The sequence below is a fragment of the Myceligenerans pegani genome (assembly GCF_014892515.1).
Classification (GTDB): Bacteria; Actinomycetota; Actinomycetes; order Actinomycetales; family Cellulomonadaceae; genus Myceligenerans; species Myceligenerans pegani.
Map to the genome: position 1 here is coordinate 47,423 of NZ_JADBGR010000018.1, position 24,093 is coordinate 71,515.

At 73.2% G+C, this 24,093-nt stretch carries 21 protein-coding genes; 14 read left to right on the plus strand and 7 right to left on the minus strand.

Annotated elements, in window-relative coordinates:
• Nucleotides 1–115: 115 nt before the first annotated feature.
• The 3 genes from IIE03_RS01335 to IIE03_RS01345 form a co-directional block, all read right to left on the minus strand.
• Nucleotides 116–1,258 (minus strand): hypothetical protein, encoded by a 1,143-nt coding sequence (locus tag IIE03_RS01335; RefSeq protein ID WP_192860928.1) that lies wholly within the window; start codon nt 1,256–1,258, stop codon nt 116–118.
• Between the two features lie 132 nt (nt 1,259–1,390).
• Nucleotides 1,391–1,804 (minus strand): DUF3817 domain-containing protein, encoded by a 414-nt coding sequence (locus IIE03_RS01340; protein WP_192860929.1) that lies wholly within the window; start codon nt 1,802–1,804, stop codon nt 1,391–1,393.
• Between the two features lie 30 nt (nt 1,805–1,834).
• Nucleotides 1,835–2,014 carry a hypothetical protein gene (locus tag IIE03_RS01345; protein ID WP_192860930.1) on the minus strand — a complete coding sequence of 60 codons (180 nt, stop codon included), beginning with the start codon at nt 2,012–2,014 and terminating at the stop codon, nt 1,835–1,837.
• Nucleotides 2,015–2,119: 105 nt separating this feature from the next.
• Between IIE03_RS01345 and guaA the strand changes: the two genes are divergently transcribed.
• The 3 genes from guaA (at nt 2,120) to IIE03_RS01360 (ending at nt 5,673) form a co-directional block, all read left to right on the plus strand.
• The gene (guaA, locus tag IIE03_RS01350) at nt 2,120–3,721 is read left to right on the plus strand and encodes a glutamine-hydrolyzing GMP synthase (protein WP_318842731.1); all 1,602 of its coding nucleotides are present in this window, start codon (nt 2,120–2,122) and stop codon (nt 3,719–3,721) included.
• Nucleotides 3,722–3,787: 66 nt separating this feature from the next.
• On the plus strand, nt 3,788–4,993 hold the full coding sequence (locus tag IIE03_RS01355; protein ID WP_192860931.1) for a glycosyltransferase family 4 protein: 1,206 nt from the start codon (nt 3,788–3,790) through the stop codon (nt 4,991–4,993).
• A gap of 56 nt (nt 4,994–5,049) precedes the next feature.
• Nucleotides 5,050–5,673 (plus strand): A24 family peptidase, encoded by a 624-nt coding sequence (locus IIE03_RS01360; protein ID WP_318842732.1) that lies wholly within the window; start codon nt 5,050–5,052, stop codon nt 5,671–5,673.
• 132 nt (nt 5,674–5,805) lie between these two features.
• On the opposite strand, the gene IIE03_RS01365 is transcribed toward IIE03_RS01360, so the two are convergent.
• Nucleotides 5,806–6,450 carry a hypothetical protein gene (locus IIE03_RS01365; protein WP_192860932.1) on the minus strand — a complete coding sequence of 215 codons (645 nt, stop codon included), beginning with the start codon at nt 6,448–6,450 and terminating at the stop codon, nt 5,806–5,808.
• The gene (locus IIE03_RS01370; RefSeq protein WP_192860933.1) at nt 6,447–8,057 is read right to left on the minus strand and encodes a PspC domain-containing protein; all 1,611 of its coding nucleotides are present in this window, start codon (nt 8,055–8,057) and stop codon (nt 6,447–6,449) included. The genes IIE03_RS01365 and IIE03_RS01370 overlap by 4 nt, the downstream gene beginning before the upstream one ends.
• Before the next feature lie 135 nt (nt 8,058–8,192).
• On the opposite strand from IIE03_RS01370, the gene IIE03_RS01375 reads away from it, so the two are divergent.
• From IIE03_RS01375 to IIE03_RS01390, 4 genes are all read left to right on the plus strand, one after another.
• On the plus strand, nt 8,193–9,734 hold the full coding sequence (locus tag IIE03_RS01375) for an ATP-binding protein (protein WP_192860934.1): 1,542 nt from the start codon (nt 8,193–8,195) through the stop codon (nt 9,732–9,734).
• Nucleotides 9,731–10,426 carry a LuxR C-terminal-related transcriptional regulator gene (locus tag IIE03_RS01380; RefSeq protein WP_192860935.1) on the plus strand — a complete coding sequence of 232 codons (696 nt, stop codon included), beginning with the start codon at nt 9,731–9,733 and terminating at the stop codon, nt 10,424–10,426. Before IIE03_RS01375 ends, IIE03_RS01380 begins: the two co-directional genes overlap by 4 nt.
• Nucleotides 10,427–10,497: 71 nt before the next feature.
• The gene (locus tag IIE03_RS01385) at nt 10,498–10,992 is read left to right on the plus strand and encodes a DUF456 domain-containing protein (protein ID WP_318842733.1); all 495 of its coding nucleotides are present in this window, start codon (nt 10,498–10,500) and stop codon (nt 10,990–10,992) included.
• Between the two features lie 29 nt (nt 10,993–11,021).
• Nucleotides 11,022–11,552, plus strand: a complete 531-nt coding sequence (locus IIE03_RS01390; RefSeq protein ID WP_192860936.1) for a GNAT family N-acetyltransferase — start codon at nt 11,022–11,024, stop codon at nt 11,550–11,552.
• Here IIE03_RS01390 and IIE03_RS01395 read toward each other — a convergent pair.
• On the minus strand, nt 11,530–12,657 hold the full coding sequence (locus tag IIE03_RS01395) for a glycosyltransferase family 4 protein (RefSeq protein WP_192860937.1): 1,128 nt from the start codon (nt 12,655–12,657) through the stop codon (nt 11,530–11,532). The two genes, IIE03_RS01390 and IIE03_RS01395, sit on opposite strands and share 23 nt — an antisense overlap.
• A 266-nt stretch (nt 12,658–12,923) precedes the next feature.
• Between IIE03_RS01395 and IIE03_RS01400 the strand changes: the two genes are divergently transcribed.
• Together IIE03_RS01400 and IIE03_RS01405 are read left to right on the plus strand one after the other, a co-directional pair.
• The gene (locus IIE03_RS01400) at nt 12,924–14,444 is read left to right on the plus strand and encodes a sugar transferase (RefSeq protein ID WP_318842734.1); all 1,521 of its coding nucleotides are present in this window, start codon (nt 12,924–12,926) and stop codon (nt 14,442–14,444) included.
• Nucleotides 14,445–14,611: 167 nt separating this feature from the next.
• Complete coding sequence (locus IIE03_RS01405; protein ID WP_192860938.1) at nt 14,612–15,943, plus strand: serine hydrolase domain-containing protein; 1,332 nt, start codon at nt 14,612–14,614, stop codon at nt 15,941–15,943.
• Between the two features lie 121 nt (nt 15,944–16,064).
• Here IIE03_RS01405 and IIE03_RS01410 read toward each other — a convergent pair whose 3' ends face one another.
• Nucleotides 16,065–16,424 (minus strand): hypothetical protein, encoded by a 360-nt coding sequence (locus tag IIE03_RS01410; protein ID WP_192860939.1) that lies wholly within the window; start codon nt 16,422–16,424, stop codon nt 16,065–16,067.
• Nucleotides 16,425–16,712: 288 nt separating this feature from the next.
• Here IIE03_RS01410 and IIE03_RS01415 point away from each other — a divergent pair, with 288 nt between their 5' ends.
• From IIE03_RS01415 to IIE03_RS01435, 5 genes are all read left to right on the plus strand, one after another.
• Nucleotides 16,713–18,470, plus strand: a complete 1,758-nt coding sequence (locus tag IIE03_RS01415) for a nitrite/sulfite reductase (RefSeq protein ID WP_192860940.1) — start codon at nt 16,713–16,715, stop codon at nt 18,468–18,470.
• Complete coding sequence (locus tag IIE03_RS01420) at nt 18,467–19,462, plus strand: phosphoadenylyl-sulfate reductase (protein WP_192860941.1); 996 nt, start codon at nt 18,467–18,469, stop codon at nt 19,460–19,462. The genes IIE03_RS01415 and IIE03_RS01420 overlap by 4 nt, the downstream gene beginning before the upstream one ends.
• A complete protein-coding gene (cobA, locus tag IIE03_RS01425; protein WP_192860942.1) occupies nt 19,455–20,900 on the plus strand; it encodes a uroporphyrinogen-III C-methyltransferase in 1,446 nt (481 codons plus the stop codon). Before IIE03_RS01420 ends, cobA begins: the two co-directional genes overlap by 8 nt.
• A gap of 176 nt (nt 20,901–21,076) precedes the next feature.
• On the plus strand, nt 21,077–22,921 hold the full coding sequence (locus IIE03_RS01430; protein ID WP_264158549.1) for a glycoside hydrolase family 15 protein: 1,845 nt from the start codon (nt 21,077–21,079) through the stop codon (nt 22,919–22,921).
• A complete protein-coding gene (locus tag IIE03_RS01435) occupies nt 22,918–23,961 on the plus strand; it encodes a glucose 1-dehydrogenase (RefSeq protein ID WP_192860944.1) in 1,044 nt (347 codons plus the stop codon). The genes IIE03_RS01430 and IIE03_RS01435 overlap by 4 nt, the downstream gene beginning before the upstream one ends.
• The last annotated feature ends 132 nt before the right edge of the window (nt 23,962–24,093 follow it).

Below are 24,093 nucleotides of genomic sequence, written 5' to 3' on the forward strand. Positions count from 1 at the left end.
GGTACGACAGGGTGTCCGGGACGAGCAGCGGGGCTCTGCCGTGGCACGGCCCCGGCCCGGCGCGACGTCGCACGGCGACGGGCCCTCGGCGTCGGCCGACGAGCGCTCGCCGCCGCTACCCCTTGACCGTCTGGCCGACCTGCCACAGCTTTCTCCGCAGGTAGCGGGGAATCCGCGCCGCACCGGACTTCCGCGGGTTGTCCGACCGCAGGTCCGGGACTGCCTGGGGGTCGGCGACGAGCGGGTTGTCGGTCTCGGCTCCGCGTGCCGGCGTCAGGACGGCGGTCGGGGTCCACGGGTCGATGCCGTGCACGACGTGCAGGCGCGCCAGCTCCCACACCGAGATCGCGACGATGATCAGCGTGCCCGTGAATCCGGGCATCGCGGCTGTGACGAGATACTCGCCGGTGGCCCCGCCCGGCAGGGTGCCGGAGGCGCCGCCGGCCACGGCGTCGGACGCGACGGTGAACCACTCCGGCCCGCGCTGCACCGTGTAGAGCCCGGCCAGGGCGAGCGACCAGAGCGCCGGGAGCGCGGGGTGGCCGTCGGCGCCGCGGGAGTGGAACGTGACCGCCAGCGGCAGCCCGACGGCGACGACGCCGACGAGCAGGATCAGCCCGATGATCCCGAGGATCATGAGCACGGCGAGCAGCAGGAGCGACCCGACCTCCGGCGGCTGCGCCTCGGGGAGCTCTGCGCCGCCCTCCGGCCAGAGCGGGGGCAGGACCATGACGTAGGCGACGGTCAGGATGCTGATGAGGGCGAGCGTCGCGGGCGCGCGCAGCGGAAGGAAAGGGGAGAGGACCGAACGCGCTCGGCCGTCTTCGGGCGTCATGGGCGGCGGGTAGCGAATCTGCCGCTTATACATCAAGAGTGAACCAAGTGAGATCAAAAGGGCAACGGCCGCCAGAGAACTCACCGCCCAGAGGGTTCCATGGGCCAGGATGCCGATCCAGGACGGCAGCCCCGTGTCCGGGATCGGAGCCGGGAGCTTGGTCGGGAGTGCCCTCGACCGCATCAGCTCCGCCGTGGTCAGCAGGACGACACCGACGATGCCCCGGACCGCGGAGAGCTGGTCTATGTCGTGGTCACGGACGTATCGGTGCTCCGGGATCACGCCCGCGCGGAGGGCCCCGAAGCCGAGTCGCAGGAGGCCGGAGAACCCTGACGCCACGGCCGCGATCGTGACCAGGACGGCCGCCGGGATCGCCAGTACGGCGGTCGCGATCGCCAGATAGAGGAAAGTCGTCTCACCCATAACCGCCCCCTGATCGGGTGAAGTTCCATGTGGAACTATCTTTCCAAATCTTGGCGATCGAGGTCAATGATCGTTACGTTGTTGAGATAGAAATTAGACGGATGTGACGGACATGGGTGATGCGTCCGATCGTCAGGCGCCGAAGCGCTCCTCGAGCGCGGCGAGCTTCGCCTCCGCCTCCGCATGGATCTTGCGCTCCAGCACGAACGACATCACCGGCACGACCCCCGCCAGCACCATCGTCGCGAGCCGCCCGAAGCCCCAGCGCATCTTCGACCACAGGTCCGCCACCGTGACCAGGTAGACCACGTAGATCCAGCCGTGCGCGAACGGCACCCACGCGATGAACGGCATGACCGGATCGACGTCCACGACCATGCCCAGCACATACTTGATGCCCATCTCCACCACGAGGACGAGCAGCATCACTCCGGTCACGATCGCCAGGACGCGGTATCGCGACAGCGCGCCGCGCGCCTTGCGGATCGCGGTGGCGGCGGCCTCGGAGGAGGGGGCGGCGGGGCTCTCGGGCTCAGCGGTGCTCACACAGCGAGCCTAGTAGGCCGACGCCGATGCTCAGGCGGCCACGAGGTTCCCCACCGCGACCGCGAGATCGTCGTTCGCGACGCCGGACGCCGCGTGCCCCGCATCGCGCACGCGCGCCCGCACACCGCCGTCGGACACTTGGAGGTCGCGCGAGTAGGTAACGTCGTCACAGGCGGCGCCCCAGCACGCGCCTCGCGGCGTTGTCGTCACTCGAAAGGGCTCCGCCCTTCCTTCGCTCCTCCGCCTCGCGATGCACGCACTGGTGCACCACCAGTGACGACGTTACCTACTCGCGCGACCTCTTAGAATCTTGGGGTGACGACGCCCGCCGCGAACCAGCCTCTCGCCGAACCGCACCAGCACCGCCCGGTGCTGGTGGTCGACTTCGGCGCCCAGTACGCCCAGCTCATCGCCCGCCGTGTGCGGGAGGCGAAGGTGTACTCGGAGATCGTGCCGCACACGGCCACCGTCGACGAGATGCTCGCCAAGGACCCGGCGGCGATCATCCTGTCGGGCGGACCGTCGTCGGTCTACGCCGAGGGCGCCCCTGCCGTCGACCCCAAGCTGTTCGACGCCGGCGTGCCCGTCATGGGCATCTGCTACGGCTTCCAGGCCATGGCCCAGGCGCTCGGCGGCGACGTCGCCCGGACCGGACTCAGCGAGTTCGGCGGGACCGACGTCGACGTGTGCGCCGCCGGCGTCCTGCTCGCCGGGACCCCCGCGCACCAGACCGCCTGGATGAGCCACGGCGACGCCGTGCAGGCCGCGCCCCCCGGCTTCGAGGTGCTCGCCACCAGCGCCGGCGCCCCCGTCGCGGCCTTCGAGGACCGCGCGCGGCGCCTCTACGGCGTCCAGTGGCACCCCGAGGTCAAGCACTCCGAGCACGGCCAGACCGTCCTCGAGCACTTCCTGTACGACGGCGCGGGGCTGGCCCCCGACTGGACGCCCGGCAACGTCGTCGCCGAGCAGGTCGAGGCCATCCGCGCCCAGATCGGCGACGCGCGCGTGATCTGCGCCCTCTCCGGCGGGGTCGACTCCGCCGTCGCGGCCGCCCTCGTGCAGAAGGCCGTGGGCGACCAGCTCACCTGCGTGCACGTGGACCACGGCCTGATGCGGGCCGGCGAGGTGGAGCAGATCGAGCGCGACTTCGTCGCGGCCACCGGTGTGAACCTCGTCATCCGGCACGAGAAGGAGCGGTTCCTGGCGGCGCTCGCCGGCGTGACCGACCCGGAGCAGAAGCGCAAGATCATCGGGCGGGAGTTCATCCGCGTGTTCGAGGACGCGCAGCGGGACATCGTCGCCGAGGCCGGCGCGCACGGCGAGGAAGTGAAGTTCCTGGTGCAGGGCACGCTGTACCCCGATGTCGTGGAGTCGGGCGGCGGCGAGGGCGCGGCCAACATCAAGTCGCACCACAACGTGGGCGGGCTGCCGGACGACCTGACCTTCTCCCTGGTCGAGCCGCTGCGGACGCTGTTCAAGGACGAGGTGCGGGCCGTGGGGCGCGAGCTCGGCGTGCCGGAGGAGATCGTCTCCCGGCAGCCGTTCCCCGGGCCGGGGCTGGGCATCCGGATCGTCGGCGAGGTGACCGAGCACAACCTGGAGATCCTGCGCCGCGCCGACGCGATCGCGCGCGAGGAGCTGACCCGCGCCGGGCTGGACGGCGAGATCTGGCAGTGCCCGGTGGTGCTGCTCGCGGACGTGCGGTCCGTGGGCGTGCAGGGCGACGGCCGCACCTACGGCCACCCGATCGTGCTGCGCCCGGTGAGCTCCGAGGACGCGATGACGGCCGACTGGACGCGCCTGCCGTACGACGTCCTGTCGGTCATCTCGACCCGCATCACCAACGAGGTGCGCGAGATCAACCGGGTGACGCTCGACGTGACGAGCAAGCCGCCGGGCACCATCGAGTGGGAGTGAGCGGGGGCTTCCCCGCTCGGCCGGGGCGGGTGCGGTCATGTCCCGGCCGCTGAGAGGATGCTGTGGGTGCGGATCGTTCATGTGGTGGATACCTTCGCGCCGTTGATGGGCGGGATCGAGGCGCAGGTGGCGCGGCTGGCCGGGCGGCAGGCCGCTGCCGGGCACGACGTCGAGGTGATCACCACGACGCCGAGGGCTCCGGGCGAGCGCGGGGTGACGACCGCCGTCGAGCGCCTCGGGCCCGCCGGAGCGGGTTCCGGCGTCGAGGAGCCCGTCGTGACCGTGCACCGTATCGCCGCACGCATCCCCGGCGGGTGGCCGATCCACCCCCGCTCCACGACGCACGTGGTGCGGCGGTTGCGGGAGCTGGCGGCGAGCGGGGCGCGGCCCGACGTCGTCCATCTGCACATGGGTGTGCTCGCACCCACGGTCCAGGCTGCGCTGCGACCGGTCACCCGGCTCGGGCTTCCCACCGTGCTGACCGTGCACAGCGTCTGGGGAGCCGCCTGGCGCGCCTTCGCGGCCGCCGATGCGATCGCCGGGTGGTCGCGGTGGCCGGTGCTGTGGTCGGCCGTGAGCGAGCTGACGGCGGCGCCGCTGCGGCGGATCGTCGGCGACCGCGGTGAGGTCGTGGTGCTGCCGAACGGGCTGGACCTCGCGGAGTGGCGGGTCGCGGACTTCCGGAGCGACCGGCTCCACGTGGCCTCGGCGGCACGGTTCGCGCCGCGCAAGCGGATGCTGCCCCTGCTGTCCGCGATCGCCCGTGCGCACGACGAGCTGTCCGCGGGCGCTCGCGGCGCGGGACACGACCGCCTCCGCGTCACGCTCGCCGGCGACGGGGCCGAGCTCGGCCGCGCCCGCCGGTTCGTCGTCGAGCGCGGGCTGTCCGGCGTCGTCTCGCTTCCCGGCGCCCTCGACGCGGACGGCCTCCGCGCGCTCTACGCCGACGCCCACGTGTTCGCCGCCCCCGCGCTGACCGAGGCGTTCGGCATCGCGGCGCTGGAGGCCCAGGCCGCCGGCCTCGTGGTGCTGGCGCGGGCGGGGTCAGGGCTGGCGGAGCGGGTGTCCGACGGTGTCGACGGCCTGATCGTGCCCGACGACGACGCCCTGGCGAGCACCCTCGTCCGGCTCGCGACGGACCACGACCTGCGACGGCGACTGCTGGACGGGTCCCGCGACGCGTCCCGCCTGGCCGCCTACGACTGGCCGGGCGTCCTCGCGGCGACGGAGCAGGCGTACGCCCGGGCGGCAGAACTGGCCGGCGCGCGCTGACGCCGCGACGGCCGTGCTCGACTGGACGGCATCCGTGAGATGTCTACGCTCGTCTCGTGACTGAGTCCGAGGTGCGGCCGGCGCCGCCGGCAGACCCGCTGCCCACGAGGATCCTCGCGGAGGTGCGGCCGTTCGCGCGCCCTGCGCTCGTGACCGCCGTCCCGGCCGTGGCCTGGGCGGTCTGGGTGAGCGGCCCGTCGTGGGTGACTCCGGCCGTCGTGGTCCTCGCGGTGGCGGGCGCCGCGCTCGGAGTGATCGACGCGCGGACGCATCGCTTGCCCGACGTGATCGTGTACCCGACGACGGCCGTGGTGGGCGCGCTCCTCGTGCCGGCCGCGGCGGCCGGCGCGTTCACCGGCGGGCCGGCGTGGGAGGCGCTCCTGCGGGCGGCGCTGGGATTCGCCGCGCACGCCGGCTTCTACCTGCTGATGTGGCTGATCTTCAAGGGCGGGGTCGGCCTGGGCGACGTGAAGCTGGCCGGCGTCCTCGGCGCGGTCACCGCCTGGTGGGGGTGGGACGCGTTCGTCATGGGGGCGGTGGCGCCCTACGTCGTGGGCGGCGCCGTCGCGGTGGTGCTCCTGCTGTTCCGGCTGGCCGGGCGCAAGTCCTACATGCCGTTCGGCCCGTACATGCTCCTGGGCGTGGTGGTGGCGCTCACCTGGGAGCGGCTGCTGTCCTGACGCGCCGGACCCGAAGTCCCGGCGACCGCGCCGTCCTGTGCCGGGGGAGGACGGCCACCACGGACGGGTGGTGCGGCGGCGCGCCGAGGCAGTGACCCAGGTGGGTCACTGCCTCGGTGAGGTCTCTCCTGACTACGGTTCGCCGCGGCGGCGGAAGCTGGAGACGATCGAGCCTGCCACCAGGGCGATTCCGGCGCCGCCCAGCAGCAGGATCGCCGCGAGGCTGACGTCGATGCGGGCGCCCGCCGAGGCGGCGAGCACGCCGAGCCCGATCGCGAGGACCACCAGTCCCCACACGACCGTCCCGACGCGCGGGCCCTGCGGGGGCGCCGGCTGCCGCGCCGCGACGTTCGGGTGCTGCACGGTCCCCACCGGCGGCACCGCGGTCGCGGGCGGGACCCCCTGACCGCCCGACCCGTGCGGTGCACCTGGGCGGTCGTACGGGGACTCGCCGTACGCGGCCCCCGCCGGAACCGGCTGGGTCCCGGCCGCCCCGGCGGGCGGCGGCCCCGCGGCCACCGCGTCGGCCGACTGCCCGCCTTCCGGACCGCCGGAGACCGGCAGGCCGGCGTCCTGGCCGATCTCGATCCTCTCGGTCTCCGGCACCGAGGCGTTGTCCGGGGCCTCCGCGACACCGTCGGGCCGCGCGGCCGAGCCGTTCTCGATCACCTCGGTGACGTCGTCCTGGGTCTCGCCGGTGCCGGGGTGTTCCCCGACGCCCTCCGGCCGGTTCTCGTTCTCTCGGGCCTCATCGGGCTCGTGTCTGTTGTCGCTCACTGTTCCTCCTCGATGATGAGCTCGCCCGCAGCGACCTCGACGAACAGGCGGAGCTGGGCTCCGTCGTCGTCGACCTCGTCGCTGGCGATCTCGACCCGCTGCTGTGTGCCGCCGCCGTAGGTGCGCTCGTCGCCGTCCACGAGCCACTCGAGCGCCCCGGCGGCGATCTGGCCCTCGAGTTCGACCGCGGCGTCCTCGGGCACGACGACCGTCGCCGTGCCCGCGCCGACCGCGATGGGCACCTGGACGGGCTCGGCCGGATCGACGCCGGACAGATCGAGATCCGTCAGGTCGATCGTGGGGTCGCCCCAGCTGACCGAGTAGCCGCGCTCGGCCTCCTCGATCCGGTTCGGCGAGAACGTGCCCTCGCTGATCGGGGCGCCGGGCTCGAAGCCGTCGACGCGGCCGTCGAACTCGAAGACGTCGCCGACGATCGCGCGGCCTTCGTCGATCCGTTCGGAGACGTCCGTCTGCAACGTGCCCAGTGTGGGGACGGCCAGGACCAGGCCGATGATGCCGAGTGCCCCCAGGCCGCCGCTCGAGCGACCGCGCAGGCCGGCGACGACGATCGCGATCCCGACGATCACCAGCGAGGTGCCGAGCCAGGCCGCCCAGACCCCCGCCTCACCGGTCGGTACGTACGGGATCCGGCTGCCCAGGACGAGCTCGTTGAGCAGGAGCAACGCCCCGGTCAGCAGGATCAGCCCGACGACGATCCCGGCGCCGCCACCCTTACGGCGGGGCGGGCGCGGGGGGAGCGGCTGCGCGTACGGGGCGCCCGCGGAGGGCGTGGGGCTCGCCGCGTACGGCGGGATGGGCGCGCCGCCGTAGGGGGCGGCGGCCGGCGGCGCGTTCCCGGCCGGGCGGTCGTCGATCCCGACGGTCCCGTTGGTGGTGGGGGACGTCGGACCCGACCCGGGCGCGGTGGCCGGTCCCGCCGGCGCGGTCGCCGTCGTCGTCCCCGGACCGGACCGGGCGGCGGCCGCCGTCGTCCCGGCATAGGGCTGCGCGGCGTACTGCTGCGGGTACGGCTGCGCGTGCGGCTGGCCCTCGGTCGAGGGACGCCGCCGGACGGCCTGGATCAGCAGGTAGACGATCCCGCCGATGACCGCGAGCCAGAACAGCGCCGCGATCCACTCCGAGTCACCGTAGAACCCCCAGTCCCACGGGCCGCCCCACGCGAATCCGAAGAGGAACAGCACGGCCGCGCCGAGGAGCGCGACGTCGAAGTTGCCGCGGATCGCCTGCTCCAGATGGATGCGACCGTCGGACTGCTCCGGCAGCAGCGCCCAGCCCACGCCGTACGCGATGAGGCCGATGCCGCCGAGGAAGAACGTGATGACGAAGAGCCCCCGCACCAGGAGGGGATCCCAGCCCAGACGGGCGGCCACGCCGCCCGCGACGCCGCCGACCCAGCGCCGGTCGGCGCGGTAGAGGCCGGTGCGGCGGATCGAGTCGAAGAAACCGGAGCCGGCCGGCCGGGGCTGCGCCGCGGGCGGCTGCTGCGGCTGCGGTGGGGGCTGCTCCTCGAACGAGGTCTGCTGCGCGCTCGGCTCGGGTTCGCCCGAAGGCGTCGGCCCCTCGCCTGCGGTCGGGTCTGTGGTCATGTCTCCATGCTCACCGACGGCCCGCGCGAGATGGATCGGGTGCTGCCCTGAACCGACCCTGGTTCGCCGTCTTCCGGACCCTGAGATGCGCGCCCGTGGGTCCTCAGGGGCCCCACGGCATGCCACGATCGTGGTGTGACGAACCAAGCAGCACCGACTGCCGGCGGGCCGGCCCCCACGCCGGCCGGAGGACCCGCCCCCGCCGGCGGCACCACGCCTGCTGCGGCCGCCCGCCTCACCCTGCGCCGCCCCCGCGAGGGCCGCTGGATCGCGGGAGTGGCCGTGGGTCTCGCGGCGCACCTCGGCGTGCCGCCGTGGCTGATCCGGCTGCTCTTCGTGCTCACCACCCTGCTCAACGGCGCCGGCGTCATCGCCTACCTGTTCTGGTGGGTGACGGTCCCGCCCGGCCGCCCGGAACCCGTGACCGACGCCGCCCCCGCCCGCCCTCGGCTCGCACCGCGCCTGGCCGGCGTGGACGGGACCACGAACGACACCGCCGACGACGCCGGACCGGGCTCCCTGACCGACCGCCTGCGCCTCTCCGGCCCCGTCACCCGCCTGAACACCCGCGACATCACCATCGGCGTCGTGCTGCTCAGCGGCGCGGCACTGCTGCTCGCCGTCCAGGCCGGCTGGGACCTCTGGGCCTCCTGGCTGCTGCCCGCCCTGATCGTGCTGGGCGGCATCGCCCTCGCCTGGAGCCAGCTCGACGGCACGTCGCGCGGGCGCTGGCTGGGCGGCGCCCCCCGCACGCGGGCCGGGATGCTGCGGCTGGTCGGCGGGATCCTGCTGACCATGGTCGGAGTGCTCATGCTGGTGGGGCAGGAGGCGCCCGTCGCCGTGATGGTGCAGGCCACCGTCGCCTCGGTCGCGGTGGTCGCGGGCGTGATCCTGGTGCTCGCGCCCTGGTGGCTCAAGCTCGTGCGGGAACTCGGCGACGAGCGCGCCGCCCGCGCCCGCGAGGCCGAGCGCGCCGACATCGCCGCCCACCTGCACGACTCCGTGCTCCAGACCCTCGCCCTCATCCGCGCCCGCGCCGACGACTCCGAGTCCGTCTCCCGCATGGCCCGCGCCCAGGAGCGCGAGCTGCGCGAATGGCTGTACGACGACCGGCCCTCACCCGGCGAGTCCCTCGCCGCCGAGCTGCGGGACCTCGTGGGCCAGGTCGAGGACGCGTTCGCGCCCCTGACCGTCGACACCGTGGCCGTGGGCGACTGCGTCCCCGGCCCGAGCACCGCCGCCCTGCTCCAGGCCACGCGCGAGGCCCTCGTCAACGCCGCCACCCACGGCCGTCCGCCCGTCTCCGTCTACCTCGAGGTGGGGGAGGACTCCGTGGAGGCGTTCGTCCGCGACCGGGGCGACGGGTTCGACATCGACGAGATCGCGTCCGACCGGTTCGGGGTCCGGGAATCGATCCTCGGGCGTGTCCGACGGCGCGACGGCGTCGCCGAGGTGCAGAGTCGGCCTGGGTGGGGTACGGAGGTGCGAATGCGCGTGCCCCGCGAGGGAAAGCAGCCGGACCGGCCGCGGTCCAACGGGACCCGGGCGAACGGCACCAGGAACGGCGGGGCGGAGGCCGGCGGGAAGGAGACGGACGGCGGGAACACCGCCGCATCCCCCGCCGCGGCCGGCCCGGCCACCAGGACCAACGGGACGAAGACCGAGGAGACCCCATGACCGCCGCCGACGACCGGACCCGCACCCGCGTCCCCGTGGTGCTCGTCGACGACCACCACATGTTCCGCACCGGGGTGCGCGCCTCGCTCGACGACCGGGTCGCCGTCGTGGGCGAGGCCGACGACGTCGACTCCGCCGTCGCCGTCGTGCACGAGAAGCGGCCGCCGGTCGTGCTGCTCGACGTGCACCTGCCCGGCGGGAACGGCGGCGGGGGCGCCGAGGTCGTGCAGCGCTGCGCGGACCTCGCCCGGCCGAACGGCACCGGGGTCCCCGTGCGCTTCCTCGCGCTGTCCGTGTCCGACGCCGCCGAGGACGTCGTCGCCGTCATCCGGGCGGGCGCTCGCGGCTACGTGACGAAGAACATCTCGGGCCCGGAGCTGTCGGCCGCCGTGGTCCGCGTCGCGGGCGGCGACGCCGTGTTCTCGCCACGCCTCGCCGGTTTCGTGCTGGACGCGTTCGGCACGGGCGCCGCCGACATCGCCGTCGCCGACGACGAGCTGGACCGCCTCTCCAAGCGCGAGCAGGAGGTGATGCGGCTGATCGCGCGCGGCTACTCGTACCGGGAGGTCGCGAGCGAGCTGTTCATCTCGATCAAGACCGTCGAGACCCACGTGTCGGCGGTGCTGCGGAAGCTGCAGCTCTCGTCCCGGTACGAACTGACCCGCTGGGCCGCCGCCCGCCGGTTGCTGTAGCAGAGTTCTGGACAAAACTCCCGGTACGCTCAAGCCCGTCACTCTCCCCGACGGACAGGAAGTACCGAACCGTGGACGTCAACTTCGACGGCATCACCGAGACCCTCGTCGGACTCGCGATCCTGGTGGGGCTCATCGGGATCGTCGTCCCGGTGCTGCCGGGAAGCATCCTGGTGGGCGCCTCGATCCTGGTGTGGGCGTTCCTCACGGGCGGCCCGGTGGCGTGGACGGTCTTCGCGATCGCGGCGGTGTTCCTCGTGGTGGCCGAGGTGCTGCAGTACATCGTGGCCGGCGGGCACATGAAGCGGTCCGAGGTGCCGACGTCGACGATCGTGATCGGCGGCATCGCGGGCGTGATCGGTTTCTTCGTGGTGCCGGTCGTGGGCCTGTTCCTGTTCTTCGCCGCCGCGGTGTTCCTGGTGGAGCTGATCCGGCGGCGTGAGCGCGTGACCGCCTGGCGCGCGACCGTTGCGGCCCTGCAGGCGAGCGCCATGACGATCGGCATCCAGCTGCTCGGCGCCCTCGCCGCGGCCACGACGTGGATCGTCGGCCTCTTCCTGGTCTGAGGCTGTTCTCCCGGGCCGACAATAGGCGCATGGAGATCATCGTCGCGCCGTTCGACAAGCTGGACCCCGCCGTCGCCTACGACCTGTGGCGGCTGCGCCAGGACGTGTTCGTGGTCGAGCAGGACTGTCCGTACCCGGATCTGGACGGCCGTGACCTGGAGCCGACGACCGCGCACGTGGTGCTTCTCGGCCCCGTGGACGACGCCGACCGCCGCCTCCCGGGCGCCGCGGGAGACGCCGGGCGCCCCGTCCTCGGCACCGCGCGCGTGCTGGACGACGGCGACGTCTGGCGGATCGGCCGCGTGTGCCTCGACCGCGCGGCCCGGGGACAGGGCCTCGCCGACGACGTCATGCGCGCGGGACTCGCACACATCGACGCCGTCGGCGACGGCCGCGACGCCGTGCTGGACGCCCAGGCCCCGCTGGCGGGCTGGTACGCCACGTTCGGCTTCACCCGGGACGGCGAGGACTTCCTCGAGGACGGCATCCCCCACACCCCGATGCGCCTGCGCCGGCCGGAGCCGGCCCGGCACCGAGTTACCCGCGCCGGGGCAGGATGATGCGGGCCATCTCCGTGCGGTAGCGGGCCACGCCGAACCGTTCCTCGGCGTCCTTGCGGCCCGCCGCGGCGAGCCTCGCCGCCCTCTCCGGGTCGTCCAGCAGCTCGGCGACCGCGTCGGCCAGGGCACCGGGGTCGCCGGGCGGGACGCTCCGCCCGGTCTCGCCGTCGCGCACGATCTCGGCCAGGCCCTGCGTGCGGCTCGCCACCAAGGGCCGCTCGGCGCGCAGCGCCTGGACCGCGACGTTCCCGAAGGGTTCGACGCGGGAGGGGACCACGACGACGTCGGCCCGGGCGAACCACACCCACGGGTCGGCGTACCCGACGAAGTCGACCGCCCCGGCGAGGTCGGGCCGGGAGGCCCGGGCCCGCAGCTCGTCCTCGAACCACTCGTAGCCGGCGAAGACCGAACCGCACAGCGTCAGGCGTACGTCGCGGCCGTCCCCGCGCAGCCGGGCGACCGCGTCCAGCGCGACGTCGGTCCCCTTGCGCGGCGACAGCCGCCCCACCAGGACGACGTGCGCGCCCTGGGGACCGCCGTCGGGCACGGGCCGATCGCCGTCGGGCCCCGGGACGCCGTTGTAGACGATCCGTGTCCGCCGCCGGAGGGCCGGGACGGCGCCGACGACGACGTCGCGCGCCGTCGCCGAGTTCACCACCACGTCCCGGGCGAGCAGGAGCGGTGCGTTGAGGCCCACGCGCACCGGGAGCGCGGCGTCCGCCTCCGCCTCGTGCACGTGGCACACGGGCGCGACCCCGGCGAGCCGCGAGACACCGAGCCACACGGGAATGGTCACGGTGTTCACCACAACCGTGTGTGGCCGATGACGTCGGACGATGCCTACCATGCGCGGGGTCGTCCGCAGGGTGTGCAGGAACAGCCCGATGATCCCGCGAGGGTTCAGGTGGGCCTTGCGCAGCACCGGCATGTCGACGATCTCGACGTCGGCGCCCGCGTCCCGCAGTTCCCCGACGAGCGGCCCCTTCCTCGGAAGTGCGACGACGACTTCGGCCCCGGCTTCCCTGAGCGCCGTGGCGGTCTCGACCAGCTGCAGGTCGGATCCGTACAGTTCGGCGGATGCGTGGGCAAGGAGGACCGTCGTCATGTCTGAACTGTGCCATCCGACCGCTCTCGGACGCCTGTCGAGGCCGGGATGACGTGCTGGACGAGGCGCCGACACGCTCATCACGAAACGCGGGATATCGGATGAAATCGCGGGTGAACTTGCGATGAACGACAGGCAAGAGTGCACTTTCCGACTTACCGTGATCTCGGCCCTGGACAACATCGGGGTCCCGTACTTCGCCCGGAGAACTCGCCCGGAGAACCCTGACAGGCACCGATCACCGAAGAATCTGAGGGGAATCACGCGTGACGACAGAGGCCGTGATCGCCCAGGCCCCAGCCTTGGCCGGCGGCAGCACAGCATCTCAGGGCCAGACCACGCCCAGCGCCATGCCCGCCGCGGACGGGATCCGCTCCGTTCCGCTCCGGTGGCAGTCGCGGCATCGCGGTCTGGTCCGGATGACCGATGCCCTCGTGGTGGCGGGAGCCGCGGTGGCGGCCTGTGCCGTGCAGCTCGTGCGCCCGGCCGGCGACGTCGACCCCGTCGCGGTGCCCGTGCTCCTGGCCGCGGTGGTCGCCTGGCTGCTCGCCCTCACGTCGAGCAAGGCCTACGACTGGCATCTCTTCGGGGGCGGGATGTCCGAGTACCGGCGGGTGCTCGGCGCCACGTGGAAGACCTTCAGCGTCGTCGCGATCGTCGCCTGGCTCGCGATGCTCCCGGGCGTGCGCGACGTGGTCTTCGTGGCGTTCCCGCTCGGCGTCGCGGGCCTCCTCGCGACGAGGTTCGCCTGGCGCCGTCGCATCCTGCGCCTGCGCGAGCAGCGTGCCGACTGCATGACCGACGTCGTCGCCGTCGGGCATCGGGTCCAGATCTCCCGGCTCGCCGCGACGATGGCCGACGCGCCGGACCACGGGTTTCGCGTCGTCGGCGCCTGCGTCCCCGCCGGCGAGGCCGAGGCCGGCGAGCTGATCGACGGCGTGCCGGTGCTCGGCCATCCGGACCAGGCCGGCGAGGCCGCCGAGCGCGTCGGCGCGGGAGCGGTGGTGGTGAGCAGCTCGCACGAGATCACCGCCGACGTCGTCCGCCGCCTGGGCTGGGCCCTGGAGGAGCGCGGGATCGATCTGATGCTCACGACGGAGCTGGCCGACGTCGCGCTGCCGCGGATCAGCGTCTCGCCGGTGCCGGGCATGTCGCTGCTGCACGTGGACCTGCCGAGGTTCAGCGGCCCCAAGTACGTCGTGAAGCAGGTGATGGACGCGTCGCTGGCGCTCGTGCTCACGGTGCTGGCGGCGCCGCTGATCGGGATCCTCGCGCTGGCCGTCGCCGTCACCAGCCACGGGCCGCCGTTCTACGTCTCCGAGCGCGTGGGCCGGGGCGGCCGCATCTTCTCCATGGTCAAGCTCCGCACGATGCGCACGGACGCCGACCGCCTCCTCCCCGCGCTGTCGGCGGAGGACGACGGCGCGGGCCTGCTGTTCAAGATGCGCGACGACCCCCGGGTGACCGCGATCGGACGCGTGCTGCGCCGCTACTCGCTCGACGAGCTGCCGCAGCTCTTCAACGTCCTGGCCGGCCACATGAGCCTGGTCGGCCCGCGGCCGCCCCTGCCCCACGAGGCCGCCGAGTACGAGGAGCGGATGCGTCGCCGCCTGCTGGTCAAGCCGGGGATGACAGGGCTGTGGCAGGTCCGGGGCCGGTCGGACCTGTCCTGGGACGAGACCGTGCGGTGCGACGTGTACTACGCCGAGAACTGGACGCCGCAGCTCGACCTGCTCATCCTCGCCGACACGGTCCGCGCGGTGATCAGCGCGAAGGGCGCGTACTGAGCGGCGGTCGCTCGCGCGCGCCGCGGGGAACGAACCGCATGGTGCCGGGCCTCTCCTCCGCGGGGCGGAATTCCCGCTCCGCCGATCTCCTCCCACGATGTCCTCCTGGCGGCGGATGCGGCACGCCGTCGCGCGCGGCGACGATGGTCGCGAGCGAAGGAGGAGAAATGTTCCGATCAGGAAAGACGTACCGTTCACGGCGCAGTGCGCGAGTGCTCGCCGGGGCCCTGCTGGCCCTGGCGGTCCCGGTCGCGGGCGTGGCCGCGGCGGCTCCGGCGTCGTCCGCCGCGGGACCCGGCGAGGTAGACGCGCAGGAGCGGCTCGTCGCCGAGATCAGCGAGGCGGTCGCCGAGGCGAAGCGGATCCAGGACGCCCGGACGGACGGCCCGCAGGCGCGGAGCGCCGAGCCCGGTGGTCCGGCGTCGGACGACGTGGACGAGACGCTCGACGACGCGGTCGCCGCCGTCGTGGCCGACGGCGCGCTGGGTGCCACCGCCCGCGTCGAGGCGCCCGGCGTGCGCTGGGCGGGCGCGGCCGGGCTCCGCGAGCTCGGCGGCGACAACCGCGCGACCACGCACGACCGGTTCCGCGTGGCGAGCAACACCAAGACCATGGTGGCCACGCTCGCGATGCAGGAGGTCGAGCGGGGCACGTGGACGCTCGACACGACGGTCGAGGACGTGCTGCCCGGTGTGCTGCCGACGGAGGTCGGGAGCGTCGTGACCGTCGAGCAGCTCATGAGCCACCGCTCCGGGGCTCCGTCGCTGCACATCCAGCAGATGATCCTCGACCGCGTGGCCGACCCTGAGTCGTGGGAGGACTTCGCTGACGCGTTCGAGCAGCGGTACACCATCGACGACCACCTGACCACGATCGACGCCACGCCGTGGGAGTTCGAGCCCGGCACCGGCGGGAACTACTCGAACGCGGGCTACGTCCTGCTCGGCCTCATGCTGGAGGAGGAGACCGGGTGGCCCCTCGACACGCTGCTGAAGTGGCGCGTCTTCCTGCCCGCCGGGATGTGGCACGCCGACTACCCGACCGAGCCGGGCGTCCGCGGCCCCTTCATGGTGGGCGCGGCGTACTTCGGCGAGGGGGCCTGGGAATCGCTGGACGAGTGGGACCCGACGATGTTCGCCGGCGCCGGCGCGGCGACGGCCACCACGCGGGACCTCAACCGGCTGAACGAGGCGCTGTTCTCGGGCCGGCTCGTCTCGCCGGAGACCGCCGAGGACATGCTCACGCCGCGCGGCCCCTTGTTCGGCGGCGCCATCGAGTACGGGCTGGGCGTCTACCGGGTCCCGGACCCGTGCAACGACGGCGAGTACCTCTACGGGCACGACGGCGGCGCGCTGGGCACGGTGAGCATCAACTGGTCCTCGCCCGACGGCGAGCGTCAGATCACCCTCGGCGTCAACGCCCGCGACTACAGCGGCAGCGAGACCCCGCTGTACGACCTCGACGAGCTGCTGACCCCGATGCTGCTGGCCACCTGCTGACCGGCAGCACGAGCCGACCCGGGGCATGAGCTTCCCGTCCGCGCCGTGAAGCTCCCGCGCATCGCCCGAGAGGGCGTGTCGGGAGGCTCATGTCTCGGACGGGAAGCTCATGCTCGGAACCTCAGTTCCAGAAGACCGCGACGAGGATGTTCAGCAGCGTCAGGCCGAGGACCGCGCCCTTGAGGCCCTGCGAGACGTTCTCGCCCCTGCGCACCGCGATCTGGGCCACGATCGCCACCGCCAGCGCGACGACCAGTTTGACGCCGATCTTGGCCATGGACGGGCCGTCGCCCTCGAACGCGCCGACCGACGCCATCTCGCCGATGCCGACCATGATGACGCCGGCCACCACGGCGCCCCACGCCCCGTGCGTCACCGCCTTGTAGAGCGCCTTGCTCCGCATGGACGCGATGGTGCCGCCGAACACGAGGGCCCAGCTCGCGAAGTGCACGAACACGAAGACGTTGTAGAGAAACTCCATGCTCGGCAGCCTAGCCCGCGTCCTGCGTGTGACGCGTGACACATTGACGCAGTCGATCGTTCATATCGGTATCCACGATGTGAGAAGGGGATTACGAACGCCATCCCCGGTGGTTAAGGTCGACACCGTGATCCGGTCGATGCGCCCCGAGACGATGCACGGCACGCGAATGTGCTCGTGTCTTCTGGCGTACGCCGGCGATCGACGCCCCTCTCGGGACGGCTGATCTTCCTGCCGTCGTACGCCGCCCCGACCGACCAGCGAACGACGGACGAGGATCACATTCACATGACTCAGGCACCCGAGCACGCCTCCGCGCGCCCGACGACGTCGGACGCGGACACGCCCGCCACCGGCCCCGCCGCAGCCAAGGCCCGCCCCGCTCGCGCGGCGCGCCCCAACGGTCAGTGGAAGATCGACGGCACCACCCCGCTGAACCACAACGAGGAGTTCAAGCAGGAGTCGGACCCGCTCCAGGTGCGCGAACGCATCGAGCAGATCTACGCCCGCGAGGGCTTCGACGCCATCACCGACGACGACCTGCACGGCCGCTTCCGCTGGTGGGGCCTCTACACGCAGCGCAAGCCCGGGATCGACGGCGGCAAGACCGCCACGCTGGAACCGCACGAGCTCGAGGACCGCTACTTCATGCTGCGCGTCCGCATCGACGGCGGCGCCCTGAGCACCCACCAGCTCCGCACGATCGCGCAGATCAGCAAGGACTTCGGCCGCGGCTCCGCCGACATCACCGACCGGCAGAACATCCAGCTCCACTGGATCGAGGTCGAGAGCGTCCCCGAGATCTGGCGCCGCCTGGAGTCCGTGGGCCTGTCCACCACCGAGGCGTGCGGCGACGTCCCGCGCGTCATCCTCGGCAGCCCGGTGGCCGGCATCGCCCAGGACGAGATCATCGACCCCACGCCGGTCATCGAGGAGATCCAGGAGCGCTTCATCGGCGACCCGTCGCTGGCGAACCTGCCCCGCAAGTTCAAGTCCGCCATCACCGGCCACCCCAGCCTCGACGTCGTGCACGAGATCAACGACATCTCCTTCGTCGGCGTCGAGCACCCCGAACTCGGCGCGGGCTACGACCTCTGGGTCGGCGGCGGCCTCTCCACCGCGCCACGCCTCGCCGAGCGCCTCGGCGTGTTCGTCACCGAGGAGCAGGCCCCGGACGTGTGGCACGGCGTGGTGCGCATCTTCCGCGACTACGGCTACCGCCGCCTGCGCAACAAGGCCCGCCTCAAGTTCCTCCTCAAGGACTGGGGCACCGAGAAGTTCCGCCAGGTGCTGCAGGACGAGTACCTCGGGTACGAGCTCCCCGACGGGATCGAGCCCCCGCTGCCGTCGTCGGACAACGACCACGTCGGCGTGCACCCGCAGAAGGGCGGGAAGTTCTACATCGGCGTCGCACCGACCGTGGGCCGGGTGTCGGGCGACATCCTCGCCCGCGTCGCCGACCTCGCCGAGGAGCACGGCAGCGAGCGCGTGCGCCTCACCCCGCACCAGAAGCTGCTCGTGCTCGACGTGCCGGGCGAGCGGGTGAAGTCGCTGTCCAAGGCGCTCGCGGGGCTCGGCCTGCACGCACGGCCCAGCGAGTTCCGCCGTCGCACCATCGCGTGCACCGGCATCGAGTACTGCAAGCTGGCGATCGTCGAGACCAAGCAGAACGCGGCTGCCGCCGTCGACCAGCTCGAGCAGCGGCTCGGCGACCTGTCGCGGCTCACGCCGATCACCCTCAACGTCAACGGCTGCCCGAACTCGTGCGCACGGATCCAGACGGCCGACATCGGTCTCAAGGGCCAGCTCGTGATGGACGACGACGGCAACCAGGTTCCCGGCTTCCAGGTGCACCTGGGCGGCGGGCTCGCCTCGAAGGAACGCGACGAGGCCGGCCTCGGCCGGACCGTGCGCGGCCTCAAGGTGACGGCCGACGGCATCGCGGACTACGTCGAGCGCGTGACGCGCCAGTTCGAGAAGGAGCGCGAGGACGACGAGACCTTCGCGCAGTGGGCACATCGCGCGGACGAGGAGGCACTCCGATGAGCGGGTCCCGTTCCGGTCCGACGGCGGTCGTGGGTGCGCCCACCGGCTCCGAGGAGCCTTCCTCCGCGGCGACGTCGGTGATCGATCCCGCGCCGGGCGGCGCGACGTCGACGATCGCGCCGGTCGCGGGCGGCGCGGCCACGAGTGTCGGCGGCAGCGTGTCGCGCCTGGCGCAGATCCGGGCGCGGGCGAAGGCCCGCGAGGAGGCCCGTGCCGCGGCGCGCGAGGCGCATGCGCACATCCGGGCCGGCGGCATCCGCCGGCGTCGCACCCCGGAGGAACTGAAGAACGTGGTCGAGCGCGGGCAGGCCCTGCTGCACGGCACGTCGCTGCCGGGCGGGCCGGACACGCAGCGTGAGGCGTCGGCCGAGGCCGTGATCGCCTGGGCGGTGCGCGAGTTCGGGCCGTGGCTGGCGGTGGCGTCGTCGATGCAGGACACGGTCCTGGCCCACCTCGTCTCGAAGCAGCTGCCGTGGGTGGACGTGCTGTTCGGCGACACCGGCTACCACTTCGCCGAGACGATCGGGACGCGGGACGCGGCCGAGCTGTCGGTGGACGTGAACATCGTGGACGTGCGCCCGGAGCTGACCGTGGCGGAGCAGGACGCGAAGTACGGGCCGCGGCTGTACGAGCGCGACCCCGAGCGGTGCTGCGCGATGCGGAAGGTCGCCCCGATGCGCAAGGCGCTGCGCAACTACGAGGCCTGGGCGACCGGCCTGCGCCGCGGCGAGGCGTCGACGCGGCGGAACGCGCCGCTGATCACCTGGGACGAGAAGAACCAGGTGGTGAAGATCAACCCGCTCGCCGGCTGGACCGACGAGCAGGTGGACGAGTACGCGGCCGCGAACGGCCTGGTCGTGAACCCGCTGCTGGCCGACGGGTACCCGTCGATCGGGTGCGCGCCCTGCACCCAGCGTGTCGAGGCGGGCGCGGACAAGCGCTCCGGCCGCTGGGCCGGGCGCGACAAGGTGGAGTGCGGTCTGCATGGCTGAGACTCCCGCGCCGGGCGGATCGCAGGAGCCGGCGGCCGCGGCGGGCGCGCTGTACCCGCTGGGCTTGCGTGTGGCGGGCCGGCTCGTCGTCGTGGTCGGCGGCGGGCCGGTGGCCGCGCGGCGTGCCCGCGGGCTGGCGGACGCCGGGGCGCGCGTGCGGGTGATCGCGCCGGCGATCTGCGAGGACCTGGCGGCGCTGGTCGACGACGGCGCGGGGCGGGCCGAGTGGGTCCGCCGGGCGTACCGCGCGGGGGACCTGGACGGGGCCTGGCTGGCGCACACCGCGACCGGCGACGTGTCGGCCGACCGGCAGGTGGCCGACAACGCCGAGGCGCTGCGGATCTTCTGCGTCACCGCGGGGGACGCGGAGGCCGGGACGGCGTGGACTCCCGCCGTCGCGCGGGTGTGCCTCGACGGTCCCGGCGCAGGTCCCGAGGAGCTCACCGTCTCCGTGCACGCGGGCCGCGACCCGCGGCGTGCGCAGGCGATCCGGTCCGAGGTCCAGGCGCAGCTGGAGTCGGGCGCGCTGCCCGTGCGCCGGCGGCGTGGCTCGGCTGACCGGTCACCCTTTGAGAGGTCGGTCGTTCGATCTGCCGATCACTCGGAGAACGACCGGCCGCGCGGCGTCGCGGCCGGGTGGGTCGCGCTCGTGGGGGGCGGGCCGGGGGATGCCGGGCTGATCACCGCCCGGGGGCGGAAGCTGCTGGCGCAGGCGGACGTCGTCGTGGCCGATCGGCTCGGGCCGCGGTCGCTGCTCGCCGAACTGGCGCCGGACGTGCAGGTGGTCGAGGTCGGCAAGACCGCCGGCAACCACCCCGTGCCGCAGGACGAGATCAACCGCATCCTCGTGCAGCACGCGGCCGCCGGCCGGAACGTCGTGCGGCTCAAGGGCGGCGACCCGTACGTGCTCGGTCGGGGCGGCGAGGAGCTGGCCGCGTGCCGCGAGGCCGGGATCGAGGCCGAGGTGGTTCCGGGCGTGACGAGCGCGGTCTCGGTTCCGGCAGCGGTCGGCATCCCGGTCACGCACCGCGGCGTCGCGCGCGGGTTCAGTGTCCTGACCGGCCACGACGCCCTGCGGCCCGCCCGCGTGGACGACGGCGCGACGGCGTCGGCCCGCGCGGCGACCGGCGTCGGGCACGACCACGGGACCGAGCTCTCCGTCGCTGTCGGCGGCGGGCCCGACCACACGCTGATCCTGCTCATGGGCGTCTCGCGGCTGGCCGAGACCGCTGCGGCGCTCACCACGACCGAACGGCCCGCCGGCACGCCGGTGGCGATCGTCGAGGACGGCTACGGCCCGCGCGAGCGGGTCACGGTCGGCACGCTCGCCGACATCGCGGAGCGCGCCGCGGAGGCGCAGGTGCGCCCGCCGGCCGTCGTCGTCGTCGGCGACGTCGTCCGCCTCGCGCCTGCCTGGCGCGACCGAACGGCCGGCTGACACCGGCCCCACAGACAGCTGAGCGCCGGCTCCCCGCCGCACCGAAGGCCCATCGGCGGCGGGGACCGGCGCTCAGTGATTTCCGTCCGGACATGGTCGTCCCGCGGGCGCGCCGAGAGCCCCGGTGGCCGGTGGGCGCCTTCGCACGGCACGATGGGGCGGAGCACTCGTCGTCGATGGAAGGTGCGCCTGTGCCACGGGCTATCGAGGATTACGGCTTCATCAGTGATCTGCAGACGGGCGCGCTCGTCGGCCGGGACGGCTCGGTCGACTGGCTGTGCCTGCCGCGGTTCGACTCGCCCGCGTGTTTCGCGGCGCTCCTCGGCGACGAGGACGCCGGGCGGTGGCGGATCGCCCCGGTGGGCGCCGACGTCGCGAGCTCTCGCCGGTATCGCGGCGAGACCCTCGTGCTGGAGACCACGTGGGACACCCCGAGCGGCACCGTGCAGGTCATCGACGTCATGCCGCCTCGCGGCGACGCCGCCGACCTCGTCCGGGTGGTGCGGGGCGTGAGCGGGCGCGTCCGCGTGCGGAGCGACCTCCGCCTGCGGTTCGACTACGGCAACGTGGACCCGTGGCTGACCGCGCACGAACGATCCGTGACGGCCGTCGCCGGTCCCGACGCCGTCGAGCTGTCGGCCGACACCCCGCTCCGGATCCACGACGGAGACGTGTCCGCCGAGGTGGAGATCTCGGCCGGGGAGTCCTGCGCGTTCGTGCTCACGCACCACGCCTCGCACCTGCGCGCACCCCGTCCGGTGGACCCCGACCGCGCGCTGCACGACACGGAGGACTTCTGGGCGCGCTGGGTGGAGCACGTCGACTACGACGGCAGGTGGCGGGACGCCGTGGTCCGCTCCCTGATCGTCCTCAAGGCGCTCACCTACGCGCCGACCGGCGGAATCGCGGCCGCGGCGACGACCTCCCTGCCCGAGGACCTCGGCGGCACGCGGAACTGGGACTACCGCTACTGCTGGTTGCGCGACGCGGCGTTCACCCTGCAGGCCCTGGTCGCGACCGGCTTCGTGGACGAGGCGCGGGCATGGCGGGACTGGCTGCTGCGGGCGGTGGCCGGCGACCCGGCCGACCTGCAGATCATGTACGGGCTGGACGGGACCCGCCGCCTCGCCGAGTACGAGCTTCCCTGGCTGGGCGGCTACGAAGACTCGCGTCCCGTACGGGTGGGCAACGCCGCGGCGGGCCAGTACCAGCTCGACGTCTGGGGCGAGGTGCTGGACTGCCTGCACGTCGCGCGGGAGTCCGGGATCGCGCCCATGAAGGAGGCGTGGGACCTGCAGCGGGCGCTCCTGGACTTTCTCGAGGGTGCCTGGGACCAGCCGGACAACGGCCTGTGGGAGGTCCGCGGGCAGCGGCGGCACTTCGTGCACTCCAAGGTGATGGCCTGGGCCGGCGTGGACCGTGCGGTACGGGCGGTGGAGGAGCACGGCCTCGAAGGGCCGGTCGAACGCTGGCGCGCCCTGCGGGACCGGATCCACGCCGATGTGCTTGCCCGCGGCTTCGACGAACGCCGGGGCACGTTCACCCAGTTCTACGGTTCGGAGGGCCTCGACGCGGCGCTCCTCCTGATTCCCCGGGTAGGGTTCCTGCCCTGGCGCGACCCGCGCGTCGTCGGCACCGTCGAGGCGGTGCAGAAAGAACTGTCCGAGGACGGCTTCCTGCTCCGCTACCGCCCCGAGGCGGACGGCCGGGTCGACGGCCTGCCCGGCGACGAGGGCGTCTTCCTCGCGTGCACGGCCTGGCTGGCCGACGCGCTGCACGGCATCGGGCGCGAGGAGGAGGCGGTCGCGCTGTTCGAGCGTCTCCTGGACCTGCGCAACGACCTCGGCCTGCTCAGCGAGCAGTACCACACCGGCCTGCACCGGCAGCTCGGCAACACCCCGCAGGCGTTCAGCCACTTCGCCCTGGTCAACGCCGCACGCCGGCTCAGCGGCGCGCCGACGACCACCGCGGAGACCCCGCGCGGCGGGACCTCCGGGCCCGGCGAGGGGCAGCACCCGTGAGGGCGTTGACCGTCCGCCCGGCGCACCCGGGCTCGCTCGCGGTCACGGACGTCCCGGAACCCGCAGAGTCGACCGGCTCGATCCTCGTCGAGGGAGTCGCGATCGGCGTGTGCGGCACCGACCGGGAGATCGCGGCCGGCGAGTACGGCTCGGCCCCGGACGGCCAGGACCGGCTGATCCTCGGGCACGAGTCTCTCGGGAGGGTGCTCGAGGGGGACGGCGGTCCGTTCTCCGCCGGGGACCTGGTCGTCGGCGTCGTGCGGCGGCCCGACCCGGAGCCGTGCGGCGCGTGCGCCGTCGGCGAGTTCGACATGTGCCGCAACGGGCGCTACACCGAGCGCGGGATCAAGGGACTCGACGGCTACGGGGCGCAGCGCTGGCGCGTCGAGCCGGACTACGCCGTCCGCCTCGATCCCCGGCTCGCCGACGTCGGCACGCTGCTGGAGCCCACGTCCGTGGTCGCCAAGGCCTGGGACCAGATCGACGGCGTCGGGCGGCGGTCGTGGTTCGAGCCCCGTACCGTGCTGGTCACCGGCGCGGGACCCATCGGCCTGCTCGCCGCGCTGCTCGGCACGCAACGCGGACTGGACGTCCACCTGCTCGACCGGGTCACCGACGGCCCGAAGCCCGGCGTCGTCCGTGACCTCGGCGCCGAGTACCACACCCGCGACGCGGCCCGGGTGATGGAGGACCTGCGCCCCGACGTCGTCATCGAGGCGACCGGCGCCAGCAGCGTCGTGCTCGACGTCATGGGCGGGACCGCGCGGTTCGGCATCGTGTGCCTCACGGGCGTGTCGCCGGCCGGCCGCGCGGTGCAGGTCGACGTCGGCTCGCTGAACCGCGAGTTCGTGCTGGAGAACGACGCCGTCATCGGCTCGGTCAACGCCAACCTCGCCCACTACCGCGCCGCGGCCGAGGCCCTCGGCCGGGCGGACGTCGACTGGCTGAACCGGCTTATCACGCGGCGCGTCCCCCTGGAACGAGCGCACGAGGCATTCGAGGGCGGGCCGCACGACATCAAGACGGTCGTCGAGCTGTGAGGGCGTAGGGCTGCACCGAGAGAGTGTGAAGGTTCTGTGAGCAAATCAGCCGCAGCGAATTCCGCAAGATCTAGCGGTTGCCCAGATATGACTGGGTGACGATTTTCATCCTGCTATAGACTGATTTCCGGG

What these genes read in the sequence shown, in the direction of transcription:
- IIE03_RS01335 (WP_192860928.1), bottom strand. Translation starts at nt 1,258, where the DNA reads ATGGGTGAGACGACTTTCCTCTATCTGGCGATCGCGACCGCCGTACTG.
- IIE03_RS01370 (WP_192860933.1), bottom strand. Translation starts at nt 8,057, where the DNA reads ATGACCACAGACCCGACCGCAGGCGAGGGGCCGACGCCTTCGGGCGAA.
- IIE03_RS01380 (WP_192860935.1), top strand. Translation starts at nt 9,731, where the DNA reads ATGACCGCCGCCGACGACCGGACCCGCACCCGCGTCCCCGTGGTGCTC.
- IIE03_RS01390 (WP_192860936.1), top strand. Translation starts at nt 11,022, where the DNA reads ATGGAGATCATCGTCGCGCCGTTCGACAAGCTGGACCCCGCCGTCGCC.
- IIE03_RS01395 (WP_192860937.1), bottom strand. Translation starts at nt 12,657, where the DNA reads ATGACGACGGTCCTCCTTGCCCACGCATCCGCCGAACTGTACGGATCC.
- IIE03_RS01405 (WP_192860938.1), top strand. Translation starts at nt 14,612, where the DNA reads ATGTTCCGATCAGGAAAGACGTACCGTTCACGGCGCAGTGCGCGAGTG.
- IIE03_RS01410 (WP_192860939.1), bottom strand. Translation starts at nt 16,424, where the DNA reads ATGGAGTTTCTCTACAACGTCTTCGTGTTCGTGCACTTCGCGAGCTGG.
- IIE03_RS01415 (WP_192860940.1), top strand. Translation starts at nt 16,713, where the DNA reads ATGACTCAGGCACCCGAGCACGCCTCCGCGCGCCCGACGACGTCGGAC.
- IIE03_RS01420 (WP_192860941.1), top strand. Translation starts at nt 18,467, where the DNA reads ATGAGCGGGTCCCGTTCCGGTCCGACGGCGGTCGTGGGTGCGCCCACC.
- cobA (WP_192860942.1), top strand. Translation starts at nt 19,455, where the DNA reads ATGGCTGAGACTCCCGCGCCGGGCGGATCGCAGGAGCCGGCGGCCGCG.
- IIE03_RS01430 (WP_264158549.1), top strand. Translation starts at nt 21,077, where the DNA reads ATGGAAGGTGCGCCTGTGCCACGGGCTATCGAGGATTACGGCTTCATC.